Origin of the sequence: Paraburkholderia sp. RL17-347-BIC-D (assembly GCF_046027915.1) — a bacterium.
Taxonomy (GTDB): Bacteria; Pseudomonadota; Gammaproteobacteria; order Burkholderiales; family Burkholderiaceae; genus Paraburkholderia.
Window position 1 is genome coordinate 1 of sequence record NZ_JARESS010000088.1, and the last position, 19,214, is coordinate 19,214.

The 19,214-nt window shown below is 60.5% G+C and carries 16 protein-coding genes and 1 pseudogene; 11 read left to right on the forward strand and 6 right to left on the reverse strand.

All coding sequences use genetic code 11. From position 1 onward, the window contains the following. Positions 1-355: 355 nt before the first annotated feature. Complete coding sequence (locus tag P0D96_RS45115) at positions 356-1,813, reverse strand: NAD-dependent succinate-semialdehyde dehydrogenase (RefSeq protein WP_408320596.1); 1,458 nt, start codon at positions 1,811-1,813, stop codon at positions 356-358. Positions 1,814-1,824: 11 nt separating this feature from the next. Then, on the reverse strand, positions 1,825-2,583 hold the full coding sequence (locus P0D96_RS45120; RefSeq protein ID WP_408320598.1) for an SDR family NAD(P)-dependent oxidoreductase: 759 nt from the start codon (positions 2,581-2,583) through the stop codon (positions 1,825-1,827). A gap of 225 nt (positions 2,584-2,808) precedes the next feature. Between P0D96_RS45120 and P0D96_RS45125 the strand changes: the two genes are divergently transcribed. After that, positions 2,809-3,540 (forward strand): IclR family transcriptional regulator domain-containing protein, encoded by a 732-nt coding sequence (locus P0D96_RS45125; RefSeq protein WP_243658385.1) that lies wholly within the window; start codon positions 2,809-2,811, stop codon positions 3,538-3,540. Positions 3,541-3,954: 414 nt separating this feature from the next. Here the strand turns inward: P0D96_RS45125 and P0D96_RS45130 are convergent, their stop codons facing one another. Further along, positions 3,955-4,785 carry an IclR family transcriptional regulator domain-containing protein gene (locus tag P0D96_RS45130; protein WP_408320600.1) on the reverse strand — a complete coding sequence of 277 codons (831 nt, stop codon included), beginning with the start codon at positions 4,783-4,785 and terminating at the stop codon, positions 3,955-3,957. Between the two features lie 122 nt (positions 4,786-4,907). On the opposite strand from P0D96_RS45130, the gene P0D96_RS45135 reads away from it, so the two are divergent. The 4 genes from P0D96_RS45135 to P0D96_RS45150 all read left to right on the forward strand — a co-directional run bounded on the left by P0D96_RS45135 (position 4,908) and on the right by P0D96_RS45150 (position 8,014). After that, on the forward strand, positions 4,908-6,179 hold the full coding sequence (locus tag P0D96_RS45135) for an aromatic ring-hydroxylating dioxygenase subunit alpha (RefSeq protein ID WP_408320602.1): 1,272 nt from the start codon (positions 4,908-4,910) through the stop codon (positions 6,177-6,179). A 2-nt stretch (positions 6,180-6,181) separates the two neighbouring features. Further along, the gene (locus P0D96_RS45140) at positions 6,182-6,652 is read left to right on the forward strand and encodes an aromatic-ring-hydroxylating dioxygenase subunit beta (RefSeq protein ID WP_408320604.1); all 471 of its coding nucleotides are present in this window, start codon (positions 6,182-6,184) and stop codon (positions 6,650-6,652) included. Positions 6,653-6,682: 30 nt separating this feature from the next. After that, a complete protein-coding gene (locus P0D96_RS45145) occupies positions 6,683-6,892 on the forward strand; it encodes a hypothetical protein (protein WP_408320606.1) in 210 nt (69 codons plus the stop codon). Between the two features lie 135 nt (positions 6,893-7,027). Then, a complete protein-coding gene (locus P0D96_RS45150) occupies positions 7,028-8,014 on the forward strand; it encodes a 2Fe-2S iron-sulfur cluster-binding protein (RefSeq protein WP_408320608.1) in 987 nt (328 codons plus the stop codon). A gap of 147 nt (positions 8,015-8,161) precedes the next feature. On the opposite strand, the gene P0D96_RS45155 is transcribed toward P0D96_RS45150, so the two are convergent. Together P0D96_RS45155 and P0D96_RS45160 are read right to left on the reverse strand one after the other, a co-directional pair. Further along, positions 8,162-8,701 (reverse strand): MarR family winged helix-turn-helix transcriptional regulator, encoded by a 540-nt coding sequence (locus P0D96_RS45155; RefSeq protein WP_408320610.1) that lies wholly within the window; start codon positions 8,699-8,701, stop codon positions 8,162-8,164. 533 nt (positions 8,702-9,234) lie between these two features. After that, positions 9,235-9,465 carry a hypothetical protein gene (locus P0D96_RS45160; protein WP_408320621.1) on the reverse strand — a complete coding sequence of 77 codons (231 nt, stop codon included), beginning with the start codon at positions 9,463-9,465 and terminating at the stop codon, positions 9,235-9,237. A gap of 45 nt (positions 9,466-9,510) precedes the next feature. On the opposite strand from P0D96_RS45160, the pseudogene P0D96_RS48840 reads away from it, so the two are divergent. The 4 genes and pseudogenes from P0D96_RS48840 to P0D96_RS45175 all read left to right on the forward strand — a co-directional run. Continuing rightward, positions 9,511-9,702, forward strand: a pseudogene (locus P0D96_RS48840) (hypothetical protein); the annotation flags it as partial. Between the two features lie 15 nt (positions 9,703-9,717). Further along, entirely contained in the window at positions 9,718-12,075 is a 2,358-nt protein-coding gene (locus P0D96_RS45165; RefSeq protein ID WP_507028611.1) for a molybdopterin-dependent oxidoreductase, read from the forward strand. After that, positions 12,045-12,917 carry a 4Fe-4S dicluster domain-containing protein gene (locus P0D96_RS45170; RefSeq protein ID WP_408320612.1) on the forward strand — a complete coding sequence of 291 codons (873 nt, stop codon included), beginning with the start codon at positions 12,045-12,047 and terminating at the stop codon, positions 12,915-12,917. Before P0D96_RS45165 ends, P0D96_RS45170 begins: the two co-directional genes overlap by 31 nt. A 37-nt stretch (positions 12,918-12,954) precedes the next feature. Continuing rightward, positions 12,955-13,551, forward strand: coding sequence for an FAD-binding protein (locus tag P0D96_RS45175; protein WP_408320614.1), 597 nt, complete (start codon positions 12,955-12,957; stop codon positions 13,549-13,551). Between the two features lie 347 nt (positions 13,552-13,898). On the opposite strand, the gene P0D96_RS45180 is transcribed toward P0D96_RS45175, so the two are convergent. Beyond that, entirely contained in the window at positions 13,899-14,897 is a 999-nt protein-coding gene (locus P0D96_RS45180) for an ABC transporter substrate-binding protein (RefSeq protein WP_408179509.1), read from the reverse strand. Positions 14,898-15,134: 237 nt separating this feature from the next. Here P0D96_RS45180 and P0D96_RS45185 point away from each other — a divergent pair, with 237 nt between their 5' ends. Together P0D96_RS45185 and P0D96_RS45190 are read left to right on the forward strand one after the other, a co-directional pair. Beyond that, positions 15,135-16,505, forward strand: coding sequence for a substrate-binding domain-containing protein (locus P0D96_RS45185; protein ID WP_408320616.1), 1,371 nt, complete (start codon positions 15,135-15,137; stop codon positions 16,503-16,505). A gap of 1,292 nt (positions 16,506-17,797) precedes the next feature. Beyond that, positions 17,798-18,745 (forward strand): 3-keto-5-aminohexanoate cleavage protein, encoded by a 948-nt coding sequence (locus tag P0D96_RS45190; protein WP_408179513.1) that lies wholly within the window; start codon positions 17,798-17,800, stop codon positions 18,743-18,745. Positions 18,746-19,214 lie beyond the last annotated feature (469 nt).

Consider the following 19,214-nt stretch of genomic DNA (forward strand, 5'->3'; position numbering starts at 1 on the left):
CACCTCCTTCGTTCTCCAACACTGCCTCCGTCGCCTCTTGCCTCCTCTGTCGACGTCGGCAAGCAAAGTTCATATGGCAATTGGCGTGCTGGCATTTTCCATCATGATTTGCCTGGCTTGCCCACCAAGGCCGGTATTCGTTCGCCGGGACCAGCTTGCTAGCCATGCATGTTTTTTGTTGACTGCCTCCCCAATCTCCTACGTCAATAGGCCGACTCGTCTTCCCCGTTCTTCGCTCGCGCTGCGGCCAGTGCCGATGCAGTCGGCCGAGGACACCATACGAACGCGTTCTCACAAATGCACCCCAGTCTGCTGGTACGGGGGTCACGGACGAATGGCTCCGGTCACGTTAATGTCAGGGCACCCGACTGGCCTGCGACACGAACTTGGTCACGAGGTAGCTATCGAACGTCTCGCTGCCGCCTTCGCTGCCCATACCGCTATCCTTCACGCCACCCAGCGGCGTCTCGGCCAGTGCCAGGCCGAAATGATTGATGCCGACCATTCCGGCCTCGATACGGCCAGCAACGTATTCGGCGGTCGCGATCGAACTGGTGAACACGTAGGAGGCCAGGCCGTATGGCAGCGCGTTGGCACGTGACAAAGCCTCTTCAGTGCTACTGAACTTCGTTACCGGCACAACGGGTCCGAACGGTTCCTCGACCATCAGGCGCGCGGTATCGGGCACGCCGGTGAGGATGGTCGGGGCGAAGAAGTAGCCTGTTTCAGTCAGACGGCTGCCACCGCAAACCAGCGATGCCCCGCGCTCCCGCGCGTCCGTCACCAGGGCCTGCATTGCGTCCAAACGTCGTTCGTGGGCCAGCGGTCCCATCTGGGTCTGGGGATCGAGGCCGTCTCCAACCCGGAGCGGCGCGTATTCCGCAGCGAAGGCATCCACGAACTTCTCATAGACTTTTTCGTGCACGAAGAAGCGGCTCGGTGCCATGCAGACCTGACCCGCATTGCGTGTCTTGGTGCGCGCCAGAAAACGCGCTGCCTGTTCTACGTCGGAATCATCGAACACCAGCACCGGCGAGTGGCCGCCCAGTTCCATCGTCATGCGCTTCATGTGCGCGCCGGCCAGCGACGCCAGCTGTTTGCCGACAGAGATGGAGCCAGTGAACGAAATCTTTCGCACCGCGGGAGCGTTGATGAGATGCCGGGAAACCTCGGACGGCACGCCCCAGACGACGTTGAGGCATCCCGCTGGCAAACCTGCATCGTGGAATATGCGCGCCAGCGCCACCACTGCGCTTGGCGACTCCTCCGGGCCCTTGAGTACCACCGTGCAGCCCGCGCCCAAGGCAGCGACCACCTTGCGTAGCGCCAGGTTGAAGGGAAAGTTCCAAGGTGTGAACGCAGCGCAAACACCTATGGGCTCACGGGAGACCGTCTGCTGCACACCCGGTGTGCGCGCCGGGATCACGCGCCCATAAATACGCCGGCACTCCTCCGCATGCCATTCAGCGTGCTCAGCACAGCTGAGTACTTCCTGAATGGCTTCAGTCAAAGGCTTGCCCTGGTCGAGCGTAATGTTGCGGGCGATCTGCGGAGCTCGCTCCCGGATCAACGAGGCAACGCGGCGCAGCAGCGTTGAGCGTTCGATTGCCGGGGTGTGCCGCCAGACCTGGAATGCATCGGCCGCTGCGCTCACGGCGTCATCCAGATCCTGGGGCGTAGCGTGCGGCAATCGGGCGAACGCCTTGCCAGTCGCAGGGTTGATCACATCCTGTTCGGGTCGCCCATCGGCGCTCAGCAAACGGCCACCGATGTAGAGGGCGAGTGCTTCGTAAGGTGCGGTTGTGGTGCTCATGGTGGCCTGGCTCATAGGAATACACTACCGCCGTCCACGGCGAGGGTCTGGCCGGTGACAAAGCCGGCGCCATCACTGACCAGGTACGCCAGCGCCGCCACGAGGTCGTTTGGCACCTGATCGCGCTGGATACAGCGGCCGGAAGTACGGGCGTTTTCACCAATGCGGTCTTGCAGATCAGTCTGCAGCACGCCGTCGCTTAGCGTGAAGCCCGGAGCAATCGCATTGACCGTGATGAGGTCCTTCGCCAGCTCCCGCGCAAGTGAACGCGTGAAGGCAATGACCGCCCCCTTGCTGGCCACGTAATGCGCCATATTCACCGGCCCCTTCATTGGCACGGTGGAAGCGATGTTCACCAAACGCCCCCGACCGCTTTGGCGCAGTTGCGGCAACACCGCTTTGGCACAGTTAAATGGACCCAGCGTGTTGACTTCCATCACCCGCATCCATTCCTGATTGGTGATCTGCTCAAACGGCTTGAGTGCCAAGGTGGTAAATAGCGCGGCGTTATTGACTAGGCCATCGATTCCACCGAACTCCGAGACCGCTGCGGCCGTCATGTCAGCGACATCCGCCTGGCTGACAACGTCCGTGCGCAGGCCGATGGCCTGATGTCCGGCCTCACGAAGCCGTGCCGCGGCTTCCTCGGCGCCACGCAGGTCGGCGATGACGACACGGTGCCCCAGTTGTGCAAGGTGTTCGCTGAAGGCGTAGCCAATACCGCTGGCACCGCCGGTGACAATAAGGCGCTTGGGTAATTCAGGTTTCATAGTTTCCTTCGCAGTCGGAAGACTTTAGGTAGCAATGAGTGAGGCCCGTTTCACCGAGGAATCGCGGGCCCTTTGCTGCATTTCGCTACATACCCGATCAGATGTCAAAGATCCCGGCTACAATTTCCGGATACCGGACTTTTGTACGAAATTCGAATTTCGCGAGGGTTTATGGCGTCTCATTCGGAGGGGAAGGAACCACGGGAAAACGAACCGGAATACGTGATGGGGCTCGAAAAAGGGCTGTCCATCATCGAAGCATTCGGTATGAAGAAGGGGCCGCTGACTCTGACACAAGCGGCAGAGATAACCGGCCATACTAAGGGTTCGGTACGACGGAGTTTGCTGACACTGTGCAGGCTGGGCTATGCCGCGCAGAATGGTCACAGTTTTGTCCTGGCACCGCGCGCTCTGAGGCTGGGCTACGCTTATGTAGTCTCAGAACCGTTGACCAAGGTCGCACAACCTATCCTGGAGATCACCAGCGAACGCACGCAAGAGGCTGCCTCGATCGCTGTGCTGGATTCGCAGGATGCAGTCTTCGTCGCGCGCTCAACGCATCGGCGCAGCCTTTCCAGCGGTTTGGGTGTTGGCTCGCGCTTGCCTGCTTACTGTAGCGCCACAGGGCGCGTTCTGCTGTCAGAGCGACCACCGGCCGAGGTGAGATTCATGCTGAACAGAATGGCACGTCCCGCTCTGACGCCTCACACCCGTACTACGACCAGCAGCATCATGAAAGAGATTGAATTCGTGGGCAAACACGGGTACGCCATCATCGACGAAGAACTGGAGATCGGTATTCGCTCAATCGCAGTTCCGATCCGCAACGCACGTGGCGAAATGATTGCAGCCATGAGTCTTTCTGTATCCACAAGCCGTATGACGCGCGAAGGCGTGGTGGAACACCTGCTGCCAGAACTTGAAATCGCACGCCGCCACCTTGCCGCCCTGTTGTAGCGTTCCGCCTCTTCTGCCAAGCAAAATCAGCGAGCCTGCGTGGCTCGCACTCTCGCGGTTGACGGCCCGCGGGGCCGGCGAAATCGTCAGTTACCGCCCAGTTTCGCGCCGTCACGACGATGTGATCTCCGTCAGGCCTGGTCCTTTCCTGCATGCCGAACCGGTTGACGAACGGCAGTCAAGAGCGGCGAACAATGTTGCAACCATCAGTTAGAGTGGCAGGCGCGTCTAGACTACCTAACACTTGTCAACGTTGCACCGCGGTCCTACCCGGTCAGGCTAACGGACTGGCCTGTTGGCCACCGCGCTGGTTTCGATTGACACGAGCGCGCCTGAGTGGCGTCCACCATACGTCAGGAAACTCCGGTAGTCGGCAGCACACCTGGCGGCCGGATGCGCAGACCGCCAGTTCGCCTATAGCGAGCGTTGCACGCGCCCGGCCGTTTCACGCAACGTCGGTAGGAAGTTTTCTCGCAACGTTTCGATGCTTACGCGCCCTGAAAATACGCTCACACTCAGCGCCGCCACGATCTGCCCGGCGCTGTTCTTCACCGGTACCGCCATCGCTGACATGCCGATTTCCAGTTCCTCGTCACTGATCGCGTAGCCGTCCTCTGTCGCGCGCCGGATCGCCTTCAGCACGCCGTCGAGATTTGCCACTGTGCGGTCGGTGAGCCGCTTCATCGGCACGCTTTCGAGGTGCGCGCGCACCTGCTGTTCAGGCAGGCCACCTAGCAACACGCGTCCCGTGGCTGAGCAATAGGCGGGCAGGCGGCCACCGAGCTTCACGCCGGTCGACACGATACGCACCGCCTCGGCGCGTGCGATGAACACCGAATAACCCTCGTCCAGCACGGCCAGCGAGACGGACTCCTGTAGCCTGTCGCGCGCGCTCGCCAGCAGCGGCTGCGCAATCTGCGGTAGCGACGACGTGCTGAGGTAGGCGCCACCCAGCCGTAGCATGCGCGGCAGCGGCGTAAAGAACTTACCGTCGTGCGCGAGATAGCCGAGCTCGACGAGCGTCAGCAGGCAGCGCCGCGCCGCGGGGCGGCTCAGGTCAGCCAGATGGGCCGCGTCCGAGACGGTCATGCGCGTGGTGTTCGCGCCGAACGCCTCGATGATCGCCAACCCCTTGGCCAGCCCCCCCATGCCTTCCTTCGCGCGGGTCTGGCTTGTCTCGTCCTCGTCCTTGACAGGCGACAAGGCGCCGGCCTCTGTGTTGACAGGACTTTTGATGGGTGTCATATTGGTTCTCATATCGAACAATGTACGATATTCGAACACACCCCGGTGAGGTTGTCAACGACAGTCCCGCCTCGGTCCCCGGCAATCCGCATTTGACAAATGCCTGCTACGGAGTCAGCAACTTGAACATCATCCCCATCCAGCCGGCGCGCCGCGCCAGCATCGAGTGGCCCGCCGAGGGCGTTACGCGCGTGCCCTATGCGCTGTTCCAGAGCGACGAAATCTATACGGACGAGCAGGAGGCGATCTTTCGTGGTCCGAACTGGAGTTATCTGTGCCTCGAAGCCGAGGTGCCGAATCCGGGCGACTTCCGCAGCACGTTCGTCGGCGATGCTCCCGTGGTGGTCACGCGCGACGCGGACGGCGAACTCTACGCATTCGAAAACCGCTGCGCGCATCGCGGCGCGATGGTTTGCCTGGAAAACGAGGGCAACGCGAAGGACTTCAGCTGCGTCTACCATGCGTGGACCTACAGTCTGCAGGGCGATCTGCTCGGCGTCGCGTTCCGGGACGGCATCAACGGCCAGGGCGGTATGAAGGAAGACTTCTGCCTCGGCGATCACGGCTTGCGCAAGCTGCGGGTAGCGACGCTGCACGGTCTCGTGTTCGGCAGCTTCTCCGACGACGTGGCGCCGCTCGACGAATACCTCGGCGACGAGATCGTCGAACGCATCGCGCGCGTACTCGAAAACCGTACGCCCGTCGTGCTCGGTCGCTTCACGCAGATGCTGCCGAACAACTGGAAGCTCTATTTCGAAAACGTGAAGGATTCCTATCATGCGAGCATCCTGCATCTGTTCTTCACGACCTTCCAGTTGAACAAGCTGTCGCAGCGCGGTGGCATCATCGTCGACCCCACCGGCGGCCATCACGTCAGCTATTCAGCAGTCGATCACGCGGCTGAAGCGGCGGCGCAGGCGGCCACGAACGACTACACGGGCCAGAAGATCCGCTCGGAAAGCGGCCACCACCTCGAAGACACCTCGGTGCTCACGGGCACCGACGAGTTCGGCGACGGCATCACGCTGCAGATTCTTTCAGTGTTTCCAGGCTTCGTGCTGCAGCAGATCCAGAACGCCATCGCGGTGCGCCAGATCCTGCCGCGCGGCGCGCGCCAGACCGAACTGAACTGGACCTATCTCGGCTTCGAGGACGATACGCCCGGGTTGCGGGAAATGCGTCTGCGCCAGTCGAATCTCGTGGGCCCGGCCGGCTATGTCTCGATGGAAGACGGCTGCGTGGGTGGCTTCGTGCAGCGCGGCATCGACGGGGCAAGCGACGCACGCTCGGTGATCGAGATGGGCGGCGACGGCACGACCAGCAGCGCGAGTCGCGTGACGGAAGCTTCGATTCGCGGCTTCTGGAAGGCCTACCGTAACGCAATGGGATATTGACGATGACGCAGGACATCCATCAACTGATCGCCCGCGCGCAGGCCGAATACGTGCGCTGCATCGACGATGGCGACCTCGGGCAGTGGCCCGAGTTCTTCACCACGTCGTGTGTGTATAGGGTCACGACCGCCGATAACCATCGCCGCGGCCTCGTGGGCAGCATGATCTACGCCGCCTCGCACGGGATGCTGGTCGACCGGGTCGCGTCGCTGCGCGACGCCAATATCTATGAACGGCACGTCTATCGTCATTTGCTCGGGCAGCCGTACGTGATCAGCGACGACGGCGCCGAGGCGCGCAGCGAAACCTCGTTCATAGTCGCGCGCGTCATGCGCGACGGGACCACAGACCTGTTCGCGACGGGCCGCTATTGCGACGTGTACGTGCGCGACGAGGCGGGCGTGCGGTTGCGCGAGCGCGTCGTCGTGTGCGACAGCTCGCGTATCGACACGCTGCTCGCGTTGCCGCTATGACGCCCGCGAACCTGGCCGGGCGGGCGCGCGATGGCGGTGGGCGGCCCGCACGGCATCGGTCCGGAGATCGCCGTCAACGCCACGTGGGCACGGGCGCACGAGCCGGCGTTGCATCCGCGCATCGTGCTGTTCGGCCACACGCGTGTCATCCGCAGGCATGCGCGGCGATGCGCACCCGCGGCGCTTGTGCGCGACACGCTGGCCGTCATTCGGCGGCGCTCTCGCCGGGTGTTTCCGTGATCATTTCGAGGGTCGGTCACGACAGCGGTTTCGGCACACGTGCTCACGTAACGACGGGCACGATGCCGGCGCCCATCGACTGATCCGCCCCGAACTTCGCCCGACACCAAGCTAACAACGCATGGAGGTCATATCTTGGATTTTCGAATTTCCGTCGCTGACAGCGACATAACGTTCCCGTGCGCGGCCGGTGAAACCGTCCTCGACGCGGCCGAACGCGCCGGCTATGCGGTGCCGTACTCGTGTCGCAAGGGCGTCTGCGCGTCCTGCGAAGGGCGCCTCGTGGCGGGCCAAGGGCGTTCGCCGGTGCAGGGCGCAGTGGTGGCGCCGGCCGAGCGCGCGCTGCTGTGCTGCCTGCGCCCCGACACCGACCTGGCGATCGCGCCACGCCGCATCGAGAAGCGCGACCTCGTCGCGCGCAGGACGCTCGAGGCCTCCGTGTACCGCATCACGCAGCCGGCCGCCGACGTCAGCATTCTGCAGTTGCGGCTGCCCGCGGGCGTGCGTGCGAAGTTCGGTGCCGGCCAATATCTGCAGGTCGAGCTGGAGGACGGTACGCGGCGCAACTATTCGATGGCGAATGCGCCGCACGAAAACGACAGCGTGCAGTTGCACGTGCGCCACGTGCCCGGCGGCCGGTTCTCCGAAGGCGCGCTCAGCCGCATGGCGAAGGGCGACAGGCTGCGCATTGAGCTGCCGTTCGGAGAGTTCACGCTGCGCGAAGGGTCGGACAGGCCCGCCGTGTTGCTTGCGACAGGCACGGGGTTCGCGCCGGTGAAGTCGATCGTCGAGGACGCCATCAAGCGCAGGCTCGAACGGCCGCTGCATCTGTACTGGGGCGCGCGCCGCGCCGAAGACCTCTACCTCGCGGCACTCGCGCAGAAATGGCACGACAATGGACGCGTGAAGTTCGTGCCGGTGCTGTCCGAGGCCGACGAGGCGTGGACGGGCCGGCGCGGCTTCGTGCACGAGGCCGTGCTCGAAGACTTCGACTCGCTCGCGGGATATGAGGTGTACGCATGCGGCAATCCGTCGATGACGAGCGCCGCGCGCGACACCTTCGTTAAGGCCGGCTTGCCCGAAGACGACTTCTTCAGCGACGCGTTCGTCCATACCGGCTGACGCGCCCGAATCAGTGCCCGCGTTGGTGGGCCTGATGGTCGGCTATCTGGCCGTCGCAGCGATGCGTTCGCGGCGCTTCGATCTATTTCCCTCTTCGATAGAATGGCTACGACGCACGTTGTAAACCGCAATATCCACCCGAAGCCATCAGTCCAAGGTCGTATCGTCCTTGGACATCTGAACCAGATTTTTCTCAATCTGGTGCGCGACCTTCCAGAACACCTGCATGTCCTGCGGGGAAACTCCGTCGAGCGAGGCTGAAAACATGTCCACGAGCTGCGGCAACATGTCGTCGACCAAGCGCCTACCCTCGTCCTTAAGACTGACGTAATACTTCCTTCGGTCTTTAGGATCTCGAATTCTTTGCACCAGCCCGCGCTTTTCCAGGTTGTCGAGTGCCGGCACTGCGGTCGTCGAGGCAATCCCCACTCGCTTACTTAATTCGAGCTGATTCAACTCGCCGCGCTCGGCCAGTATGCGGAGGTAATACCAATACGCAATGGCCAAGTTTTCTCTATCGAGAATTTTCTGACCCTGTGCATCATAGAGCCGGCGCACCGTCTTGGCCATCCACGGCACAGTTCGGCCACGCTCATCAAATAGTTCGGGCGACAGCTTCGCGGCCGCCTCGCCTGGCGGCTCACGATCCAAAGTTGCCTTGGCGACGCCGGGATTCGACTTGGGCATTTCCTCATTCCTTTATGTATGGGCAAACGGGGCCACGAATAGCAGTACTCAGGGCACCCCCACCATAGGAGCACTTGACTTTATTTATACCAAATAATATCATTCTATGTAGGTTTATTTTTATCGGTATCATTGCCCTGCAAATGATCCGTTGCAGGTAAGATCATACAACGTGATCGATCGCTGCGTCGCACTGCTCCGCAAAATTCGCTCATCAAGGCGCAATTTGGAACAGTCTGGACCGACGTCGCGGACCGTTCCCGAAACACGGAGACAAAAGGTGGATCTAAAAATGAGAAAGACCCTATCGGCAACGACGCCTCGGATCAGCCCCGGTAGCCGGCTGGTCGACCGATGCCTGACCGGCAGTCGTTGCGTCCAATCAAAGCGCAGTTCTGCTCAGGGGTGACGTTCTCATGCAACGAAAAATCCTTGCACTTATCCTCTGGCTCATGCCGACCGTCCTGCGTATTGCGGCACGCAAATTTCCGTCCATGCGCGCCCATCTCGCCACAGGAAGCGGAGTCATCCAGCTACGGCTCAGAGACAACACTCTCTCGAGACAACTCCATTTCCGAAACGGCACCGTGTCGGGGAGCTGGGGTGTGAATCCCAAACCCGACGCCGAGCTTGTCTTCATGGATGTAGCAACAGCCCGCCAGATGCTCGCGCCGAATACCGATCATGCGTTCCTGATCGATGCGCTCAAGAACTTCAAGATCACGCAGGGCGGAAGCGACCAGAAGCTCGTGTGGTTCGGTCAACTCGTCAACACGATGAAGACGGCTGCGTGGCGCAAGGGCATGCCGATGAAGGACGGGACCACGCGTTACGTCACACTCACCAATGGCGGACCCGTGTTCGTCTTCGTCAAAGACGACAAGATCGTCCGCACCACGCCCATCGATCTCGAAGAGGAAGATGGGCCGAGCTGGAGTATCACGGCGAGAGGTCGCCGGTTTTCGCCCGCACGGCGCGCGACGGTCAGCCCGCACGCGCTCTCCCTCAAATCGCTCGTGTACTCCGAAAAGCGCCTCCTCTATCCGATGAAGCGCGTCGACTTCGACCCGAATGGCGAACGCAATCCACAGAATCGCGGGATCTCGGGCTATGAACGCATCAGCTGGGACAAAGCCCTCGATATCGTCGCTGGAGAAATCCGTCGCATGAAGAAGGACTACGGCCCTGGAGCGATAGCCATGGTCACGGGCGCACATCACCAGTGGGGCAACATCAACTACTACCTGAGCGCGATGCTGCGCTTCGGCAACCTGATCGGCTTTACCCGCGTCGAACCGAGTCCGATCAGTTGGGAAGGCTGGTACTGGGGGGCCATGCATCACTACGGCAACAGCCTGCGTCTGGGCACGCCGAGCTTTTATGGCACGACCGAGGACTGCCTTCAGCATGCCGAGGTAATCGTGTTCTGGTCGAGCGATCCCGAATCGACCAGCGGCGTCTATGGTGGATTCGAAGGCACCGAGCGCCGGCTGTGGGCCAAGCACCTCGGTATTGAGTTCGTGCATATCGATCCCTATCTGACGCACTCCGCTCAGTTCCTTGGCGGAAAATGGCTGCCGATCAAACCTGGTACCGACTCGGCGCTCGCGATCGCGATCATGCATGAATGGATGATCAGCGGCAGCTACGATAAGGAATACGTAGCGTCAAAAACTACCGGCTTCGACGAATGGCGTGCCTACGTTCTCGGCGAAGAGGACGGCACACCGAAAACACCGGAGTGGCAGGAAGCCGAAACCGGTGTGCCCGCCAAGGACGTCCGCAGTCTGGCGCAGTTGTGGGCATCAAAGAAGACTTATCTCGCAGCGGGCGGTCTTGGCGCGGGCTTTGGTGGCGCATGCCGCACCGAGACTGGTGCTCAATGGGCGCGAAGCGTCGTCATGATGATGGCGATGCAGGGATGGGGGAAACCGGGGATCAACTTCGGCAATTTGCAGATCGGTGCACCGCAGGACCTCAATTTTTACTTTCCCGGGTATGCCGAGGGCGGAATCTCGGGCGATCTGAACAACACAGCGAGCGCGGCCAACAACTACTGCCGCATGCCTCACATCATCACGATCAACCCGGTGAAGCAGTCCGTTCCGCGTCAACGGCTTGCCGAAGCCATCGTGGAGGGACACGCGGAAGGCTACGCTTGGGACGGCTTCTCGATCGAGGGGCAATTTGCCGAATACTCGTATCCGAGGCCAGGCTATTCCCGCATCCACATGCTGTACCGCTATGGCTCGTCATCGTTCGGTACAACGCCGGGATCGAACAGGCTCGTCGAAGCGTATCGTCATTCATCGCTGGAATTTATCGTCAACCAGTCGATCTGGATGGAAAATGAGGCCCAGTTCGCAGACATCATTCTGCCTGCGTGTACCGCGCTCGAACGTGATGACATCTCCGAATGGGCCAACTGCGGCGGCTACATCCAGCATGCGCAGAGCCAGCTCAATCACCGTGTAGTGACCATGCAGCACAAATGCATTGAGCCCCTCGGCGAATCGAAGTCCGACTATCAGATCTTTCTGGACATCCTGACAAGGCTTGGATACGGCGGGATGTTCTCGGAAGGCGGTTGCTCCGAATTGGCCTGGTGCGATCGGATGTTCAATTCAACGGACTTGCCCAAGCAGACCACCTGGAAGAAATTCCTGCAAAAAGGCTATCACGTCGTGCCACCGCCGAAAGACGACGACAAGCCGCCTGTCGATATGCGCTGGTTCGCGGAAGGCCGTCCGAAGGATTTGCCGGAACCCAATCCGCTACCTGCCACGTATTCGATCGGCTTTGGCGACGGGCTGCCGACGCAGTCGGGCAAGTTCGAGTTCGTGCCGTCGAGCCTACGCCGCATCGAACAGATTGATCCCGCGAGGCCGGCCGTCAACCGGTACATAAACCGCGCCAGCACCGTGAAACAATCGTTTCCGCTGCAGCTCGTGACCAACCATCCGGTCTACAGCTTCCATACGCATGCTGACGGGAAGAACAGTCACATCAGCATGATCGACGAACACCGGATGGAGGTCGGTGGATATCGATATTGGGTCCTGCGATTGAGTTCCCGGGATGCAGAAACTCGCGGTCTACAGCGTGGCAATCTGGTTCGGGTCTACAACTCGCAGGCGTCCGTCATCTGTGCCGTCGACGTTTCTCAGCTCGTCAAGGCGGGGGTGGCCCGCGGCAACGAGTCGTGTGCCGAACTCGACATGATCGAGACTTCAATCGGCCTGGTCGATCGCGGAGGCTGTCTCAATCTCCTGACGCCAGGTGGAAAAATGAGTTCGACCGCGGACGGGATCATGCCAAATACTTGCTGGGTGGAGGTGGAAAAATGGGACTCAAAACTCGGGAAAGCAGCGTGAACGGCTGGGCGCTGGTCATTGACGTTTCACTCTGCATCAATTGCAGAAATTGCGTCCTCGCAACCAAGGACGAGTACGCCGGCAATGCCTTTCCGGGTTATTCCGCGCCTCATCCGCCGGAAGGCCTGGAAACGATCCGGATCGAACGCCACGTTCGCGGAGAGGGCTCGCTCGTCGATGTCACCTATATCCCGAAGACTTGCAATCACTGTGACAACGCACCCTGCGTCAAAGCGGCTTCGGACGGTGCGATCTACAAGCGTCCGGATGGCGTCGTCGTGATCGACCCGATCAAGTCGCGTGGCCGGCGCGATCTGGTCGGGACATGCCCTTACGGCATGATCGAATGGAACGAACAGGAACAGGTGCCGCAGAACTGGAACTTCGACGCTCACCTGCTCGACGCCGGCTGGAAAGAGCCGCGCTGCGCACAAGCTTGTCCCACCAAGGCGATCCGAGCGTTCAATGTCGAGGACGCCCAATTGGCAGAAACGGTCGAGAAAGAGCACCTGTCAGTGATTCGCCCCGAGTTAGGCACCAAGCCGCGCGTCTTCTACAAGAATCTGGACGATGCGCTCAGCCATCTGGTGGCAGGCAACGTCTGCGAAGACTTGGGTGACGGCCAACTGCGCAATCTTGAGGGTGCCGAAGTTGTCCTGCGCGACTCCTCCGATGGAAGCGAACGCACAACCAGGACCGACCATTTCGGCGACTTCCGATTCTCTGGGCTGATTGCGCCGTCCTCGCGTATCGAGCTGCGAGTGACAAAGGATGGAACGGAAAAGGTCCTCGTTACGAGAGACCGCACAGGAAGCGTCAACCTCGGCACGCTACTCTATTGAAATCAGGTCTCTAGAGTGAGCGCGAAGCACATACACGATGCATAACGCTACAAAGAGCCGCCGGGGTCATGAGGTCGACGTTATCATCATTGGTGCGGGCGCGGCTGGCATGGGTGCTGCAATCGTAACGGAGAGCGTGGGGCTCGAGCCTCTCCTGCTGGAGAAAACCAAGGGCCGCCTCGCCCTCGACTATCTGTTGCGTCATTGCGAACTGGAAGTGGTCGCGCTCAACTACCCGGACTACTATCCCGAGCTGCCCGGTGGCACGTTCGGGCGCGCCCATGCGCCGCTCGAATTCGATGGTCGCCAGCTTGGCTCTCATTTTAAGGACCTGCGTGCACCACTGCCGGCATTAGCGCCGTTCGGCGGCATGATGCTTGACCTGGTCGATCTCCTTCAATTTCTGTCTGTCACTCGGTCCGCACGCACGCTCGTTCACGTGCTGAAGCGCTTAGCCTGCTATGGCGTCGATCGACTCAATCATCACCGCAGCACTCGGCTCGCTGGCGGAAACGCGCTTATCGACCGTTTGTACAAGACCCTACGCGATCGTCAGGTCGAGGTCTGGCTACACGCATCCGCGACCCGACTGATTACGGAAGACGGCACGGTCGTGGGCGCGGAAGTGATTTGAAACCGACGTGCCATCCTTGTTCGTGCGCGCGGCGGTGTGGTGATAGCAACCGGCGGCTACCCGGGAGACGCTGACATGCGCCGCGAGCACTCCCGCAAGCCTACGGTCAATCTCAAACTCGGATTGATGAGCAACGCGGTTTCATCGCGGTCGGCAAGGATGGAAACCGCTTCACCAACGAGGCGGCTTCGTTCACGTGCCGCGCGCTGGCGGGCACGCTGCGCTGAGGCTAGCCGGCGCGGCTCGAGACGGGATTCCTGGCTTGGAGCGGATCGGGGGACGAGAACGACGTACCGGGGCAGGCGCGCTTGGCAACGCGCTGCCCCTAATGAGGTCAGCTGTAAGAATCAGATCTTGAAGCTTTCGAGGCTCGCAGGGTGAAACAGCTCGTGCGGCTGCAACCGCCGGCTGGAAAGCCCCTCGGCATGATGCTGGGCAAGGAAGCGATCGATGGTCTGCTCGTTTTCGGCAAATCCGTACGACCAGAAGTCGAAGCCCATCAGCTTGCGCGCTGCCCGCAACTGATCTTCGACGAACGGCAAGGTCACTTTGGTCGCCCCGGTCTCGCTGAGCCGCGCGAGCGCGAGGGCCTTCGATTTCTCGAATGCCTTCACGAGTGCACCCGGCAGCCACGGATGCTGGTCGGCGAGCGTCTTTCTGACACCCAGCGTGTGCATGATCGGAAACAGCTTTGTGCGCGCATACCAATCGGCCGCAGTTTTGTGTGGATCGTCGAAGAGATACCGAACCTGCGGATGGCCCTGGTCAAAGCAGGAAGGCGCGCGCGGACCGATGACGGCATCGATCTTCCCCGCCGCCAGAAGTCCGGAGATGGTTTCGCCTTCGGGGGCGTCTTCAAGCCTGATGTCACCAGGCAAGTTCAGCGCGATCTTCTCGACTCTGGCCGGATCTTCGTAGCCGCCGCGCACCCAGGTCACGTCCGATGCCTTGACCCCATACTCCTCCTCAAGAAAGAGACGGACCCAGACATTGGCGGTGAGCTGGTACTCGGGGACCCCAATGCGCTTGCCCTTCAGGTCTTCAGGCTTCTCGATCCCCCGGTCCGCTCGCACGTAGATCGACGTATGCCGGAACGCCCGCGACGGAAAGACCGGCACGGCGATATAAGACGACGCGCCCGCGGCCGTCTTGACCGAGTAGCTGCTGAGCGAGAGCTCGCAGATGTCGTAGTCGGCGTGCCGAAACGCGCGAAAGAAGATCTCCTCAGGCTCCTGCAGCATGAAGACCGGATCTACGCCGTCGATCTGAACATCGCCATCGATCAGCGGCCGCATGCGGTCATAGTTGCCAACGGCGATAGACAGCCGAAGCTTTTGATTTCCCATTACCTATTCTCCTTGTTGCGGAACAATCGAAACGAAAGTGTCAGCACGAGCCAGCCACGCGTACCTGGAGGCCGATTAGATCAGAATCATTTGATCCTATATCGCATGATCCTACTAAGAATTACATGTGTCAAGAATCGTGGAAGGTCATTGCCGGTCTCGTTTTCAGCCTGTGGGTGGATGCGCAGCACCCGGCGCGTTCACGTGCGCCCTTGCCAGGGACTTTCCCCAGGGGGCTTGACTTCGTTCATCCCGAACAACATTATTCGATATAAATCTATCTCGCAACGCATCGCTTCACTTAGGATCGCGTACCAATGCCGCTACAGGAGAGTCCATTTTCCTGATCGGCCCATTTCCATTACTCATCCTTCACCCAAGGCGAGGATCACCATGTTCTTCAAGCTTCGCGTATTGCAGGTTGCGGTGCGAAAACTGCAAAGTCCGTTCGTTGCGCAAGAGACTCGGTGCGCTCATCAGTGCGGCCTCAAGAACCGGCGCCATCTTCGATACTGGCGAGGGAAGATGCTCGTCTCGATTGCGCAAATAAGCGCCGGCCTGCTTCTTTCCACGGGTTTGATCTGTACCGCTGCCAACGCGGCGGAAGATTCCATCACGAACCATCAAGGCGACATCACGCCGATGTGCGGCGCGAAGCCGATGATCGTCGGCGTGTCGGACGGCTACGGCGGTAATACGTGGCGCAAGACCGGCCTCGCGGAAGTCAAGGACGAGCTCAGTCGGTGCAAGAACGTCACACGGGTCATCTACAGCAATGCCAACGGCGATCCGCAGAAGGCGAATTCCGACATCAACAGCATGGTCGCGCAGGGCATCAACGTCCTCATTCTTCTTCCTGACTTCGGCGCGGTTCAGCTTCCCGCAATGCGGGCGGCCATGAAGGCGGGCGTCGCGGTTGTCCCGTACTCGGCTCAAATGGCTGGCGTACCCGGCCGTGACTACATCGTCAACGTGGTGGGCAATACGCAGCAGATCGGTGTCATGTGGGCTGACTGGCTGGGAACCACACTCAAGAAGGGAAATGTAGTGTTCATGGGTGGATCGCCCGGAGCGACCACCTCCCAAAACTTCATGGACGGTCTGAGAAGCGGACTCAAGAAGTACCCGGGTCTGAAGTTGCTCAACGAGCAGTACATCGTGACGAATTGGAATCCCGTCGACGCCCAGAAGGCCACGGTTGGTCTCATCGCGCAGTATCCGAAGATCGACGCCATCGTGACGGATGGTGGCGAAACCGCGCTGGCCGCCGTAAAGGCATTCGAACAGGCTCACCTTCCGGTCCCCGCCATCGCGACGATTGCAAGCGACAACCAGGTGAACTGCCATTTTGTCGCGGCGAAACAGTCGGGCAAGCCATATCCCTATTACACACTCGACGGCACGACGACTTACGTGCGTTTTGCGGTACGCCAGGGCGTCGCTGCCTACCAAGGAACCGTCAACAAGGAATCCCCTTCCATCCTTCCGTTCCCGTATGCGGACAGCGCGAAGGGGCTCGACCCGAAGTGCGACCCCGCGGCACCGCCGGATGCCGACCTCACCTCCGCGCTCCCGCCGGAAAAGCTGAAGGCCGTGTTCGAGCATTGATAGCCGATTAGAGTCCTGAACGAACAGCATTCACTGCGGCAGACCGATGGGGTGACGACGATCTTTCCCGGCGTGCGGGCACTTGACAACGTTACCCTGTCGGAGAAAACGGCGCGGGCAGATCCACCCTCATGGCTGTGGCTTCGGGCGCCCTCGTCGCTGACGGCGGGCGCGTCGTCATCAATGACGAGCAAACCTCGGGTAACACCGAACCGGCGCACGCCACCGTATTCGCGAAGCGCAAAAGATCGCCAACCGCATCACGGTGCTTCGCGATGGCAAGGACAGGGACCGGCAACGTCCCGGTCAGTGTTCCATGCCTCATCCAATGAATTTCGCATGCGCAATTGATCGGCATGCCTTCCAAGGTATTAATCGCTTTCGCTCTCGTGGCGACGGCATCCGTCGTCGCCCGGGCGACCGCGTCGGGCGCAAATTCGTTGCGCTACAACGGTGGCTTTAGGTACGCGCGACGCGTATGCCCAGAGCAGGGTGACACCCGATGCGAGCATCGCGGGGGCCCGACTACGTCACCCAACGTCGGACGGTAGTTCAGTGAACAATCTTCGATTCGGCAACACCCTGCAGTATGCACACAGCCGGTTCCCGAGGATCTTCTGCGCTTCAAGGTCGTAGAGACGATGAAGCGTTAGCGTCAACCACGACAAGGTTCTGTCACGGTCATCGACGACCTCCGTCTGCGCATTCACGGCCGCGTCATTGGGGGCTTGTCAAAGTGATCCGCTGCAGCGATCAAAGTGGGTATGACGTGGCCATTCGCTCATTCCTCAACAAATGCTCACCGACAGGCGGCACAGGACCGTCGCCCACACGCCGTTCATCAGGGCATTCCCTGGGTTCCTTGACTTATTTCATTCTATGACGCATGATTCTATATAAATCGATTGATTGCGGAATTATCTCAGCAAAACCGATTTAATTACGAGAGTGACCAGCTCCTTGCATCCCTGCGTTTCTTACCGCGTAGGGGTCGCAGGGGCAGAAGCGGACTCGAGGATCTCGAATGTGTGGATATGGACGTGGTGAGGAGGTCGCCGTGGTGTGCAAGCACTCCAGCCAGGGTTCGGGTCTCCCCTCCAACGACGTGCGGCTCGAAGCGCCTATGCGGGCAATCCGGGAAGCCTCCACGCAGCGCAAAACGTTTCGCGTCTCGCGCAAGGCGGATACGGGCCGCGGCTTCTCCGGATCGACCCGCCAGAACCTCTCAAATTGATTGCCGTGGGTTCGTAAGATTTGCGAACCTAAATTCACTACCTGTGTTGAGGATCATCATGACCGAAAAACTGCCACTCTGGGAAGCCGCCAAACGCGAATTGGAGGAGTACCAGTTTATTGCAGGGGCCGAGTTGCAGCCCAAGTGGAACGTGTCGGAGAAGGTCGCAATCAACGCCGCGGTTTCCGGCCGCTTTGAAGACACGTCGTCCTTCCAGGCGTACGTGGATGAAGCGACCAGCGTAATCGAGGCCGGTGCTTGCGGCGTTCACATCGACTTCTCATTCATGACCGACGCGCAGGGGCGCCGCATGGATCGCGACATCCTGCCGGTCGAAGCGTACAAGCAGGTTATCGAGCCGCTGCGCGCCCGCTTCGGCAACGATTTCGTACCGAACGTGAACGTGCTGAACGGCACGACGTTCGATATGTGCCTGAGTCCCGCTCGCGAAGGCCTGACCGAAGTCGCACCCTGCGCGCCGGGCCATCCGGAAGCCTTCGCGTTGCCGGCCGTCATGACGCTCGAGGAAGTAGGGGTCAAGCCCGAGCTGGCGGTCCATAGCTCCGGCGAAATCGAGCTTGCCAAGCGCAAGCTGATCGATACCGGCATCCTCAAGAAGCCGTACAACTGGCTGATCCTCTACGGTCTGCCGTTCAATGTCGGCCGCACGCTGGTGTCGGGCACTTGGGTTAGCGACGCCCAGGACATGACGCAACACATGTTCCTGATGGTCGACCAGATTCGCAAGATCGATCCGACCTCGGTTATCAGCGTCTGCGCGGCAGGCCGCGCATCGCTCTATATGACCACCCTCGCCACCATGATGGGTCTGCATATCCGCGTCGGCACGGAAGACACGCCGTGGAAATACCCGAACAGCGACGAGCGCCTCAAGAGCAATCTCGAGATGTTCACGATGGCGAAAGACATTGCCGCCCTGCTCGGCCGCAAGCCGGCAACGGCTAATGAATACCGGGAACTGATCGGCAAGCCGGCCCGAACTTAAAGGGATCGCGCGGCCATGGCCGCGCAAGCGGACAGCGGCGCAGGCACAACGGGAGTAGGTGTTTGGATGCAAAGATCAACGCAGACGAAGCCCGCTTCGCATAGCCGACACCGCTGTACCGCGTTGCACTCGGGGCGACGTCCTCGTGACTCAGGAAGGAGGACGCCAGGTCCTCGTAGATGAACACGCACGCGACCGGTGATGGCTTCCGGGTAGTGAAATCCTGCTCTGATTGGCGAGCAACTTCGCTCTCAGACCGGCCAAGCATGATGAATAGAATACGTGATGCAGAAAGGTTCGATCCGGCTACGTCGGACGCGCGGAGGTCGCGAGTCCGTTGCCCATTCCGCGTCTTCGGGATGGCTTGCGCCTGAAGGGTTGTGCAGCTCGAAGCCCTGCCCAGGAAACACATGGCGGGCGCAGTATCAGGTCTATTGCGGATGTGAGCGTTCGAGAGCAAAAGGAGAGT

Excerpts from the sequence above, each read along its gene's own strand:
- P0D96_RS45145 (WP_408320606.1), top strand. The coding sequence starts at position 6,683 with ATGGCGGTGGGCGGCCCGCACGGCATCGGTCCGGAGATCGCCGTCAAC.
- P0D96_RS45170 (WP_408320612.1), top strand. The coding sequence starts at position 12,045 with ATGGGACTCAAAACTCGGGAAAGCAGCGTGAACGGCTGGGCGCTGGTC.
- P0D96_RS45175 (WP_408320614.1), top strand. The coding sequence starts at position 12,955 with ATGCATAACGCTACAAAGAGCCGCCGGGGTCATGAGGTCGACGTTATC.
- P0D96_RS45115 (WP_408320596.1), bottom strand. The coding sequence starts at position 1,813 with ATGAGCACCACAACCGCACCTTACGAAGCACTCGCCCTCTACATCGGT.
- P0D96_RS45125 (WP_243658385.1), top strand. The coding sequence starts at position 2,809 with ATGGGGCTCGAAAAAGGGCTGTCCATCATCGAAGCATTCGGTATGAAG.
- P0D96_RS45155 (WP_408320610.1), bottom strand. The coding sequence starts at position 8,701 with ATGCCCAAGTCGAATCCCGGCGTCGCCAAGGCAACTTTGGATCGTGAG.
- P0D96_RS45130 (WP_408320600.1), bottom strand. The coding sequence starts at position 4,785 with ATGACACCCATCAAAAGTCCTGTCAACACAGAGGCCGGCGCCTTGTCG.
- P0D96_RS45190 (WP_408179513.1), top strand. The coding sequence starts at position 17,798 with ATGACCGAAAAACTGCCACTCTGGGAAGCCGCCAAACGCGAATTGGAG.
- P0D96_RS45180 (WP_408179509.1), bottom strand. The coding sequence starts at position 14,897 with ATGGGAAATCAAAAGCTTCGGCTGTCTATCGCCGTTGGCAACTATGAC.
- P0D96_RS45120 (WP_408320598.1), bottom strand. The coding sequence starts at position 2,583 with ATGAAACCTGAATTACCCAAGCGCCTTATTGTCACCGGCGGTGCCAGC.
- P0D96_RS45140 (WP_408320604.1), top strand. The coding sequence starts at position 6,182 with ATGACGCAGGACATCCATCAACTGATCGCCCGCGCGCAGGCCGAATAC.